At 75.4% G+C, this 10,822-nt stretch carries 8 protein-coding genes; 2 read left to right on the top strand and 6 right to left on the bottom strand.

Annotation, left to right across the window (positions count from 1 at the left end):
• Positions 1–141 precede the first annotated feature (141 nt).
• From ACFCX4_RS29785 to ACFCX4_RS29760, 6 genes are all read right to left on the bottom strand, one after another.
• Positions 142–1,155: a helix-turn-helix domain-containing protein gene (locus tag ACFCX4_RS29785; protein WP_376149055.1), complete on the bottom strand. Its 1,014-nt coding sequence runs from the start codon at positions 1,153–1,155 to the stop codon at positions 142–144.
• Positions 1,156–1,274: 119 nt separating this feature from the next.
• Positions 1,275–2,108: a carbohydrate ABC transporter permease gene (locus tag ACFCX4_RS29780; RefSeq protein WP_376149052.1), complete on the bottom strand. Its 834-nt coding sequence runs from the start codon at positions 2,106–2,108 to the stop codon at positions 1,275–1,277.
• Positions 2,105–3,043 carry a carbohydrate ABC transporter permease gene (locus ACFCX4_RS29775; protein ID WP_376149049.1) on the bottom strand — a complete coding sequence of 313 codons (939 nt, stop codon included), beginning with the start codon at positions 3,041–3,043 and terminating at the stop codon, positions 2,105–2,107. The genes ACFCX4_RS29780 and ACFCX4_RS29775 overlap by 4 nt, the downstream gene beginning before the upstream one ends.
• Positions 3,015–4,268 (bottom strand): ABC transporter substrate-binding protein, encoded by a 1,254-nt coding sequence (locus ACFCX4_RS29770; RefSeq protein ID WP_376149046.1) that lies wholly within the window; start codon positions 4,266–4,268, stop codon positions 3,015–3,017. Before ACFCX4_RS29770 ends, ACFCX4_RS29775 begins: the two co-directional genes overlap by 29 nt.
• Positions 4,269–4,377: 109 nt before the next feature.
• Positions 4,378–5,169, bottom strand: a complete 792-nt coding sequence (locus ACFCX4_RS29765; protein ID WP_376149043.1) for an alpha/beta fold hydrolase — start codon at positions 5,167–5,169, stop codon at positions 4,378–4,380.
• Positions 5,170–5,325: 156 nt separating this feature from the next.
• Positions 5,326–8,076 (bottom strand): AAA family ATPase, encoded by a 2,751-nt coding sequence (locus ACFCX4_RS29760; RefSeq protein WP_376149041.1) that lies wholly within the window; start codon positions 8,074–8,076, stop codon positions 5,326–5,328.
• A gap of 528 nt (positions 8,077–8,604) precedes the next feature.
• Here ACFCX4_RS29760 and ACFCX4_RS29755 point away from each other — a divergent pair.
• Both ACFCX4_RS29755 and ACFCX4_RS29750 read left to right on the top strand, forming a co-directional pair.
• The gene (locus ACFCX4_RS29755) at positions 8,605–9,456 is read left to right on the top strand and encodes a helix-turn-helix domain-containing protein (RefSeq protein WP_376149038.1); all 852 of its coding nucleotides are present in this window, start codon (positions 8,605–8,607) and stop codon (positions 9,454–9,456) included.
• Between the two features lie 322 nt (positions 9,457–9,778).
• Positions 9,779–10,777 (top strand): alpha/beta hydrolase, encoded by a 999-nt coding sequence (locus ACFCX4_RS29750; protein ID WP_376149035.1) that lies wholly within the window; start codon positions 9,779–9,781, stop codon positions 10,775–10,777.
• Positions 10,778–10,822 lie beyond the last annotated feature (45 nt).

Below are 10,822 nucleotides of genomic sequence, written 5' to 3'. Positions count from 1 at the left end.
GGGGTCGACGATCCGGCCCGGGTCGAGGGCACCGGCCGCTGGTACGGACGGTTCACCGCCGCCGTGGTCAGGCCAGGGACCGGCGCCTTCGCGTGGGAGGAGATCCGGCTGGACGCACTCCGCCGGCCGGGGGCCGGCGCCTCAGTCCGGCGCCTCTGCCCGTCCGCCTCGGTCCGTCGCCCCGGCGCCGACCTGCCAGTCCCGGGGGGAGACGCCGTACGCCTCGCGGAAGGTACGGCTGAAGTGACTGGAGTTGGCGAAGCCCCAGCGCCGGGCGATCCCCGCCACCCCGAGCTCCTCGGCCATCGGCCGCAGGAGGTCCCGGCTGCACCGCTCCAGGCGCTGGGTGCGGATCCAGGTGCCGAGGCTGACGCCCTCCTGCTGGAACAGCTTGTGGAGGAGGCGCAGCGACATGTGGTTCGCCTCGGCGATGCCGGAGGGCGAGAGGCCCGGGTCGCGGAGGTTCCGCAGGATGTGGTCCTTGACCCGCTCCAACGAGGCCGCGCTCTGCGACTCCTGCGGCCGTGACTGCCCGCTCCGGTCGTCGACGAGCAGCGCCAGCAGGTCGAGCGCCGTCGCGGCGGCGCGGCGCCCGACGCCCTCGTCCAGCCGCTCCGCCTCGTGCGCCATCTGCGTCAGGTAGGTCGCCAGGAGCGCGGCACTGCCCTCGGCGCGGCTGAACGCGGTGGCGGTCAGCTCCCGCAGGGCCTTCTCCGGCACGTCCAGCTCCGCGCGGGGGAAGTGGAAGGAGGTGAAGGCGAAGTCCTCGTCGACCTTCTTCCGGAAGACGCGGGACGAATCGGTGAAGGAGAACTCGCCCGGCCGGATCACCGACTCCCGGCCGTCCTGCTCCTTGAGCGAGGTGCCGCGTTCCTGGATGCTCAAGATGATCGAGGGCGGCCCGCCCGCGGAGATCATGCGCGCGCCGCGCGTCACCACCTGCGGCCCCGCCTGGATCCTCGATATCCGCACCGGGCCCAGCCGGTGGCTGACGATCGTGCCCGGGGACGGCGTCTCCTCCAGGAAACGCACCGACATCGGCACGAAGGTGTGGGTCACCGCCTGGTGCCAGACCTCCGCCCGCTCGGCGGCGGCCAGCGGCGCGGTGGAGAGGCACGTGCTGCCCTCCCTGACGTCCTGAACGCCGGGTGTCATGGACTCCGGTCCTTCCGCTGGTGTGCCTTCCGGGACACCACCCTGCCAGCGGGCCGGCGGCGGGACATCGCGTGAACCTACTGGATCCGGGAGCCGACCGGGCCGGTTCCGGCAGCCCCTCACCGCAGGGCCCCCTCGGTGGCGGCGCCGGCGAGGTGGCGCTGGGCGAGGACGAGCAGCACGGCGGCGGGAACGGAGGCGAGGACGGCGGTGGCCATGACGGCGTTCCAGCGGTCGGTGTGGGCGCCGAGGTACTGGTAGACGCCCAGGGTGACCGGCCGGACCGTGTCGGTGGTGGTCAGGGTGAGGGCGAAGAGGAGGTCGCCCCAGGTGAAGAGGAAGGTGAAGACGGCCGACGTGATCAGGGCGTTCCTGCTCAGCGGCAGCACCACGGAGCGGAAGACCCGCAGCGGCCCGGCGCCGTCCACGCGAGCGGCCTCGATGATCTCCCCGGGAATGCTCCGCATGAACGCGTGCAGGACGAGGAGCGCGAAGGGGACCCCGGCGGTGGAGTCCGCGAGGACCAGCCCGAGGCGGGAGTTCAGCAGCCCCAGATCGTTGTAGACGCCGTAGAGGGAGTTGGCCACGACGATGCCCGGCACCGCCTGGGTGACCAGCACGCCGAGGAGCACGAGTCTCGTCCCGCGCAGCCGGAACCGGGCCAGTGCGTAGGCCGCCGGCGCGGCGAGCGAGAGGCTGAGCGCCACGCTGCCGAGGGAGACGACGAGGCTGGTGACGAGGTTGGGCCCCTGGTCGCGCAGTGCGGTGGCGTAGCCGCCGAAGTCGGGGTCGTGCGGGAACCACCCTCCCCGCACGCGGCTGCCGGCCGGCTGGAGGGAGGCGTTCACCATCCAGTAGACGGGGAGGAGCATCAGCGCGAGCAGGAGGGTCCCGACGACGGTGGACGCCCACCGGGTGGACCGCCGTCCGCGGCGGCCGGGCGCGCGCTTCACGGTGCCCCCGCCCCGGCGGTCCCGGCGAGCCGTCCGGCGCGCAGGTGGACGAGCGCGAACACGAAGGACAGGAGCAGGAGCAGGTTGCCCGTCGCGGCGCCGCGGCCGAAGTCGAACTGTCGGAAGGACAGCTCGTAGGACCGGGTGGCGAGGGTCTCCGTGGCGTTGGCCGGCCCGCCGCCGGTCACCACCAGGACGATGTCCAGCACCTTGAGCGTGTACACCACGCCCAGCACCAGCACGACACCCGCCACCGGCCGCAGCAGCGGCCAGGTGACGTGGCGGAACGAGGCCCACGGCCCGGCGCCGTCCAGCTTCGCGGCCTCGTGCAGCTGGGCGGGGATCTCCCGCAGACCGCCGTACAGCAGGGCGGTGTTGAAGGGGACGCCGACCCAGATGTTGACCAGGACCACCGACAGCAGTGCCTGCGAGGTGCCGGTGAGCCAGGGGACGCCGGAGGAGGAGAGGTGCAGGCCGCGCAGCACCGCGTTGACGGCTCCCGTGTCGGTGTCGAGCATCCACCGCCAGACGGTTCCGGAGGCGACCAGCGGCAGCAGCCACGGCAGCAGGAGGAGCGAGCGCAGCAGCCCGTTGAGCGGGAAGCTGCGCCGGAAGAACAGCGCGAGGGCCAGACCGAGGACGAACTGTCCCAGGACCGAGCCGGCGGTGAACAGGACCGTGGTCAGCAGCGTCCCGGGGAACAGCTCCGAGGAGAGGACCGCCGTGTAGTTCCGCAGCCCGACGAACGGCGCCCCACCCGTGTGGAAGCTCGTCACCGTGTACTCCTGGAAGCTCCTCACGAGGTTCCCGGCGAGCGGGCCGCCGAAGAACAGCACCAGGTAGGCCGCGGCCGGCGCGACGAACAGCCACTGCGCGGCCCGCTCCCCGAACCGCGCCGGGCGGCGGTCAGCCGCCGGTCGCGAGCCGCTGCGCATGCCCGAGGGCCTCCTCCGGGGTGCGCTCGCCGGTCAGCGCGGACTGGACCGCGGTGTAGATCGCCGTGGCGGCGGCGGGCCACTCGACGCCGAGCCCGGCGGTCCGCGAGCGGGCCGCCGCCACGCTCCGGACGAAGGCGGCCATCGAGGGCGTCCGTTCCGCGTACTGGGCGGCGACCGCGGTCCGGGAGGGCACGGTGAAGTGGTCCCCGGCCAGGGTGAGCATGCTCGACGAGGTGTTCAGACAGGCGAGCACCCGGGCGGCCTTCTCCTGCCGGGCCTTCGACGGACCCCCGGGGACCGTCCACACCTCGCCGCCGAGCGGGGTCACCGGGGTCAGGCCCGGCCGGGGGACGGGGACGGGTGCGACGTCCCAGTGCAGGCCCGGCTGCTGGTTCAGGGCGGGGATCCGCCAGGGGCCGTTGATCATCATGGCGGCCCGGCCGGCGACGAACTGGTCGTGGACGTCGGCCTGCGTCCAGTTCAGTACGGACTTCGACATCGACCCGCTGTTCACCAGGTCGACCCAGAGCCGGAGCGCCTGGGCGGCCTCGGGGGTGTCCAGCCGCCGCTCGTCGCCGCCGTTGGACCACAGGAAGGGCAGGAACTGCCAGGTCCCCTCGAAGGTGGCGTTCGCGTCGACCGCCAGGCCGTAGCGCCCGGGGCGGGTGAGCGCGGCGGCGGCGGCCTTCAGCTCGTCCCAGGTCGTCGGCACGGCCACGCCGGCCTCGGCGAGCACGTCCTTGTCGTAGACGAGGGCGACGGTGCTGACGTTGGGGGCCAGCCCGTACACCTTCCCCCGGTAGCTGCCCGCCGAGCGGATGCCCTCGGCGAACCCGTCGGCGTCGATGCCGAACCCGTCCAGCGGGGCCAGCGCGCCGGTCCGGGCGATCTGCTGGAGGTCCGGGTTGTCGAGCATCAGCAGATCCGGCAGGGTCCGCGAGGAGATCTGCTGGAGGACCTTGGGGACGAGGGACGCCCCGGGGACGCTGGTCCGCTCGACCGTCACGCCGGCACTCCGGCCGCACTCGTCGAGCAGCGCGCCCCACTGGGCGTGCTCGGGCTCGTCGGTGTAGTAGTCGAGCGCGGTGATCGAGGTGACCTCGCCCCCGGCGGACCGGGAGCCGGCACCGCCGGCGCACCCGGCGAGGGCCGACAGCAGGACGGCGGTTCCGGTCAGGAGGGCGGCGATCCGCCGCACCGGCGGTCCGGCCGGTGACGTCATGCTGGTGCCTTCCGGGGTGACGGGGCGACCGGGGCCGGTCGTGCGCGGAACCGGAGCGGCGCCGGGCCCGCGGAAGCGGTCCGGTCGCGATCTCCCGTTTGAACGCCATTTAAACACCCCGGGGGTTCCCCTCCGTGCGGGGTGTCCGGAACCCCTCCCGCGCACCGTCGTCGCAGGTGCGCCCGACGGCCTCCAGGATCATCGCCGCCACGGCGTCCGGCCGGGACCGCACCACGGCGTGCGAGGCGTCCACCGGGTGCTCGGTGGCCGCCATGCGCTGCGCCATGAAGCGCTGGGCGGCCGGGTCGAGCAGGCGGTCGGCGGTCGCGATGGCGTACCAGCACGGTCTGGACGCCCAGGCCGGCGGGCCCGACCCGGAGGTCAGTGCGCCGGGGGCGACCGGGCGCTGCGCCGCGGACAGCGCCCGCGCGGTCGCGGGCGGCAGGTCGCCGGCGTACAGCTGGGGGAAGTGCTCGTCGCTGATCCGCAGTCCGCTGCCGGGGCCGCCGGGCGGCTCGCCGGGAAGGGCCGCGGTGACGGTCGCGTCGGAGACCGGTGAGCGCGCGAAGCGGTTCGAGATGTCCCGGACGCACTCGCCGGTGTCGAGGCCGAACGCGGCGGCGTAGCACAGGGCCACGACGTTCTCGGCGTCGGTCGCCGCGTGGGTGATCACCGCGCCGCCGTAGCCGTGGCCGACCAGCACGACCGGGCCGTCGACGTCCCGGAGCACGTTCCGGAGGTGCGCCGCGTCCTCCTCCAGCCCGCGCAGCGGGTTCGCGGGGGCGCGCACGGCCGCTCCGGCGGCGTGGAGCCGCTCGGCGACCCCCGCCCAGCACGAGGCGTCGGCGAACGCCCCGTGCACCAGGACGACGGTCGGCCGAACGGGGGTGGCGCTGCGCATGCCGGTGACCTCCGACGGGGCGGGGGAGTGGATGCCCCAGCCAACCGGGTCCGGGGGCGTCCGGGCATCACGTGAACGTACCAACCCGGACCGGTGGTGGTTCCCCGGTCACCGCCCGCCCCGGTCACCGCCCGGCCCGGTCAGTGTTCGGCCCGGTCAGTGTTCGGGCAGGGACGCCACGAGGTTGGCGAGCTGGACCCGGGAGCTGACCGAGAGCTTGCGGAAGACGGACGTCAGATGGGTGTTGACCGTGTGCGGGGACACCACCAGCTCGTCGGCGGCCGACCGGTTGGTGTGGCCCCGGGCGATCAGGCGGGCCACCTTCTCCTCGGAGGCGGTGAGGGACCCCCAGCCCCGGACGGGCCGCGGTGCCCCGCCCGTCCGCTGCGCCGCGGCCCCGGCGCTCTCCAGCGCGCGCTGCTGACGCGCCGCCTCGGCATGGGCGCCGGCCTCGGCGAACGTGCCGCGCGCACGGGTCAGCGCGGCCACCGCCCGGTCCTTGCGGCCCGCGGCCAGGAACGCCCGCCCGAGGTCGGCACAGGCGGCGGCCCGGGCCAGTGGACGGGGGCTCACCGCGAGGAGTTCCACGGAGTGTTCGAGCAGCGCGGGGTCGTTCCGCACGAGTCCGCGGGCCTGTGCCGCGAGGCCGGCGGCGGTCGGCACCGACGGGTTGCGCCCGGCGTGGGCCTCCGCCTGCGCGGCGAGGTCCTCGGCGAGCTCGTGGTTCCCGTCGCGCAGGGACATCCGGACCGCGGAGTCGACCCAGTCCCGCAGCAGCCGCCAGCGCATGAAGGATCCCTCCCGCTGGACCTGGCGGATCCGGTCGACGGCGAGCCCGGTGTCCCCCTCGGCCTCGGCGTGGACGGCCTCCAGGAAGCGGACCGCGGCCGTGTTGCCCGGGTTGGGCTTGGCCGCCAGACCTTCCCGTGCCGCGGCCAGGTGCTCCAGCGCCGCCTCCCGGTCGCCGCGCAGCAGGGCGGTCCGGGAGCGGATCACCCGGCCGTTCACCTGCTGGACCGGGATCCGCACCTCGTTCTCCAGGCGCTCCATGGTCGCGAAGCCGGCGTCGGCGTCGTCGAGCCGGCCGAGGCCCAGGTCGTGCTGGCCCTGCGCCCAGAGCAGCATGGCCTGACGCGTCGCCGTCCCGGCCTGCTCGGCCGCCCGCAGGAGCAGGCGCCCGGCGGATCCGAAGTCGTCCAGGTGCAGGTGGGCGACCACCTCCTCGGGGAGGAAGGCGGAGTCGATGGCGCTCAGCGCGGCGAAGCGCGTCAGTGCGAGGGCGTTCTCACCGGAGTTCAGCGCGGTCTCGCCGAGCCCGGAGAGCGCCAGCACGTGGGCCTCGCGGTCCCCGGCCGCGGTGGCGTCGCGCAGCGCGCCCTCGCCGGCCTCGCGCGCCGCGGCGAGGTCGCGGCCCCGGGACAGCGCCAGGGCACGCAGGGCGGCGAGCCGCGCGCAGATCTCCGGTGCGGCGCCGCCCGCGCCGAGGGCGGCCTCGGTGCGGCGGAGCAGTTCCTCGGTGAGGTCCATGGTCCACAGCGTCCCGCCGAGGGCGGCCTGGAGCCGGCCGAACACCTCCAGCGGCGGACGCTCGGCCAGCAGCCGGTCGCCCGCCGACAGCGCCTCCCGGGTCCGGCCGGCCCGGGTCAGGGTGAGGATCGCCTGCTCGCCGACGGAGAACCTCAGCGGCCCCGGCGCCGGCACCAGGTCGAGGGCGCGGGTGATGAGGTCGGCGGCCAGGCCGGGGGTGACCGGCAGCACGTCGTCGGCCGCCCGCCGCAGCAGCGCGACCGCCTCCTCGTCCCCGGGCAGCGAGCCCCGCAGGAGGTGCGGCACCGCGTCGGCCGGCGGGCGGCCCGCGGCGACCAGGCGGTGCGCCGCCTCGCGGTGCAGGGCCTTGCGGGCGGACGGCGGGACGTCGGCGTAGACGGCCTGGCGCAGCAGGTCGTGCCGGAAGACCAGCTGTTCGCCGTCGTCGTCCAGGAGTCCGGCCCGCACGGCCTCCTCCAGGGCCGGGATCAGCGCGGCGGCGGGCCGGTCGCAGAGCGCGGCGGCGTCGTGGAAGCCGAAGCGGCGTCCGAGCACCGCTCCCATCTGGAGGAAGCGCAGCGTGTCCGGCCGCAGGGACTTCAGACGGCCGCGCACGCCCACCACCAGCCTGGAGGGCACGACCTCCGCCGAGGTGTCGACGGTCCGCAGCCCGGCCAGCATCTCGACGGCGAGGAACGGGTTCCCGCCGGCGCCGTCGAGGAGATCGCGCACCCAGGCGTCGACCGCCGTGCCGAGGGTGTCGTCGGCGAGCTGGCCGATGGCCGCGCCGGACAGCGGCCCCAGGGACACCGTGACCGTCGGCAGGCTGCCGGTCGCGGCCGCGACGATCTCCTCCGCCGCCCCGGCGGGCTCCCGCCGGCCGGTCAGGATCCAGAGGACCGGGGAGGTCCGCAACCGGGACGGGAGCTGCTGCAGGGCGAACCGGCTGAGCGCGTCGGCCCACTGCACGTCGTCCAGGCAGATCAGCACCGGTGTGCCGGCGGCCCTGGCCTCGATCGCCTCCGCCAGGCGCTCCACCAGCCAGATCCGCTGGTCGTGGTGGCGGGCGAGGTCGGTGAAGGCGTCGCCGGACAGCAGCGGCGGGTCGCCCTGCAGGATGCTGGCGGCGAGGGAGGAGAGGGGCACGATGTGGTGCAGCTCGTCGGCCCTGCCGAGGCCGACGGAGAAGCCCGCCGCCCTCGCCCCGGAGACGGCCTCGGCGAGCAGGGTGGTCTTGCCGATGCCCGGTTCCCCCTGGATCAGGGCCAGCCCGCCGCTCCCGCTGCGGGCCACCGAGGTGATCAGCGTCCGGAGCTCCGCGAGTTCGGCCTCCCGTCCGCGGAGGCCGCTGCGGGACAGCGGACCGTCCGACCCTGCCATCGACGCCTTCCCGTTCGTCCTCGCACCGCCCGGGCCCGGTCCTGCCCGTGTCCGCGGACGGTCCCGTCCCGCCGCCGTTCGCGGCTCCCCGAGGGTACGCCGTCCGGGGCGCCGGGTGGGCCGGGGTCCCGCGGGTGCCCGGGGGAGCGGCGAACGGCGACCGGTGTTCCGGCGGTGCACCGCGACGTGCCGGTCCGCGCACCGCTCGGCGGCCGGAGCGGGCCCGCTCCGGCGTCGGTCCCGGCCCGCCCGGCGGGCCGCCGCGATTGCCGGTGCCGGGCGGCCGGGGTCCGAAATCCCCTGTTCGGAAGGTGTGTTCGCGGTTTCCCGGCTCCGGCCGGAGGCCTGCCGGAGCTCCCGGCGGCGCCCCGTCCCGGCCGGTTCGCGTCGCGGTGAACGGCGATTGTTGAACGTTGTTCGACCTGTTCCGGTCCTTGTATGAATGGCGCCGGGACGACCTTGATCACCGACACGGTGGGCGGCCGTCCCCTGACCCGGCACCCCCCCACCGACCGATCGGAGCCCCTCGTGATCCCGTCGGGAACCTCTTCCCTCCCAGAGAACGACCACCTCCGGCCCGTCCGGGACTCCGAAGGCTGCATCGACATCCTCTCCCCGCCCCCCGGCGCCGACCCGGAGGACTGCCTCCACGTCGTCCTGCACCTCGACGGCCCGGCCCTCGTCCGGCGCCACGGCACCGGTACGGCACTGGCCCCCGGGGACCTGCTGATCGGCACCTCCCCGCACCCGGCTGGCCTGCTGTGGGACACCGGCTGCCGGATGGTCCGGTTCCGCGTCCCGTGCTTCTACCTGGGCGTCCGCCGCGCCGACGTCCGGCGCACGGGCGGGCTGGTGGCCCGGGGGAGCGAGGGGGTCGGCCCGCTCGCCTCCCAGCTCCTGCGGACCCTCGCCACCCGGGCGCACCCGGCCCGGCCGGGCGACTGCCTCGCGCGCAGCGCCTGCGACATCCTCGCGGTCCTGGTCGCCGAGCTGATGGAGCGGGAGGCCCCGGAGGACCCGGGCGGTTCGGCGCAGCTGCTGGCGCGGATCCGCGCCCACATCGAGGAGAACCTCGCCGATCCCGGTCTGGGGCCCGATTCCATCGCCCGGTCGCAGCACATCTCGGTGCGCTACCTCCACAAGCTCTTCCAGCAGGACGGCACGACCGTGGGCCAGTGGGTGCGGCAGCGCCGGCTGGACGCCTGCCGCCGTGACCTGGAGCGGCCGAGCCGCCGGCCGGCCGGCGTGGCCGCCGTCGCGCACCGGTGGGGGTTCGTCAGCCACTCCCACTTCAGCCGCACCTTCCGGGACGCCTACGGCATCTCGCCCCGGGAGTGGCAGGCCCACGCCGCCCGGGCCGACGGCGGTCGGACCTCCTGACCCGCGGCCGGGCCTCCTGACCGGCGGGTGTGCTCCCCGTGCACCGGGGGCCTGCCCCGGAGGGCACGATCGCACCGAGGGAGGGGGTCGGGGAGGGCAGCACGAGCGTCACCGGGCCGGCGCCGGATGACGAGCGGTGCGCCCCGGCATAGAATCCGTGCACGATCAGACCACTGCGGCCGGCTCCCGGCAGTAGCGTCGGGTCGCGTGCTCGTGGCGTGCCCGCGGCGTCGGAGGTGACCTTCCGTTCGGTGCGGACCGGGTGGACGCCCGGGGCACGTGCCGCGCGCAGCGCCCTTCCGACCACGCCAGGAGCGAAGAGTTGTCCGACCCCACGCCCCACCCGGCCCGAAGACTGGTGCTCGACTGGGAGCTCCAGGAGTTCCTGGACGCCCGGGCCGGAGCGGCGGCGACGGACCTGCCGGACCTCTCCTTCCTCGCCCTCGACAGCCTTCCGGCCGTCGGGCCGGACACCGGCCCGGACCCGGACGATCCCTACGGCACCGAGACGGAGTGGCTCGTCCTGCCCTGCGGACCCACCGGCCGGGTGCGCGTCCAGGTGACCAGGCCCGCCGGCACCTGCGAACCGGTGCCGGTGGTGCTCTTCCTGCCGGGCCTGGGCTGGTCGCTCGGCGACGCCGCCTGCTATGCGCGGCTGGTGCGGGACTTCGCCCTCGGGGCGGACGCCGCCGTCGTGTACGTGGACTACGACCGCGCGCCCGCGGCCCGCTACCCCGTGGCCGTCGAGCAGTGCTACGCGGTGGCCCGCTGGATCCACGCGCACGGCCACGGGATCGGTCTGGCGGGCGACCGGATCGCCGCCGTCGGCGACTCCGCGGGCGCCAACCTGGTCGCGGCCGTGACCCTGCTCGCCCGCCGCCGCGGGGACGTGCGGCTGCTGCACCAGGTGCTGCTCTGCCCGGTCACCGACGCCGACCTCGACACCCCGTCCTACCACCGGTTCGCGACCGGGTACTTCCTGCACCGCGAGCACATGCGCCGGTTCTGGGACGACTACCTGCCCGACGAGACCCGCCGGAGCGAGGCCACCGCGGCGCCGCTGCGGGCACCCCTGGAACAGCTCACCGGGCTGCCCCCGGCCCTCGTGGTCACCGCCGAGGCCGACGTCCTGCGGGACGAGGGCGAGGCCTACGCCGCCAGGCTCCGCGCGGCCGGCGTCCCCGTGGTGTCGACCCGCTACCAGGGCGTCATGCACGGCTTCCTGCTGATCGGCGCCCTCCACCCCACCGGCACCAGCCGGGCCGCCCTGATCCAGGCCGCGGACACCGTCCACATGGCCCTCCACCGCCACCCCGTCTGAACACCCCCCACGTGGTGTGCCCGCCCCTCCGGCACGGCGGAGGGG

Source organism: Kitasatospora sp. NPDC056327 (genome assembly GCF_042261735.1).
Taxonomy (GTDB): Bacteria; Actinomycetota; Actinomycetes; order Streptomycetales; family Streptomycetaceae; genus Kitasatospora.
Note: the sequence above shows the minus strand (reverse complement) of the source record. Positions and strands in the feature narration are given on the sequence as shown.

What these genes read in the sequence shown, in the direction of transcription:
- ACFCX4_RS29785 (WP_376149055.1), bottom strand. Translation starts at nt 1,155, where the DNA reads ATGACACCCGGCGTTCAGGACGTCAGGGAGGGCAGCACGTGCCTCTCC.
- ACFCX4_RS29775 (WP_376149049.1), bottom strand. Translation starts at nt 3,043, where the DNA reads ATGCGCAGCGGCTCGCGACCGGCGGCTGACCGCCGCCCGGCGCGGTTC.
- ACFCX4_RS29770 (WP_376149046.1), bottom strand. Translation starts at nt 4,268, where the DNA reads ATGACGTCACCGGCCGGACCGCCGGTGCGGCGGATCGCCGCCCTCCTG.
- ACFCX4_RS29765 (WP_376149043.1), bottom strand. Translation starts at nt 5,169, where the DNA reads ATGCGCAGCGCCACCCCCGTTCGGCCGACCGTCGTCCTGGTGCACGGG.
- ACFCX4_RS29760 (WP_376149041.1), bottom strand. Translation starts at nt 8,076, where the DNA reads ATGGCAGGGTCGGACGGTCCGCTGTCCCGCAGCGGCCTCCGCGGACGG.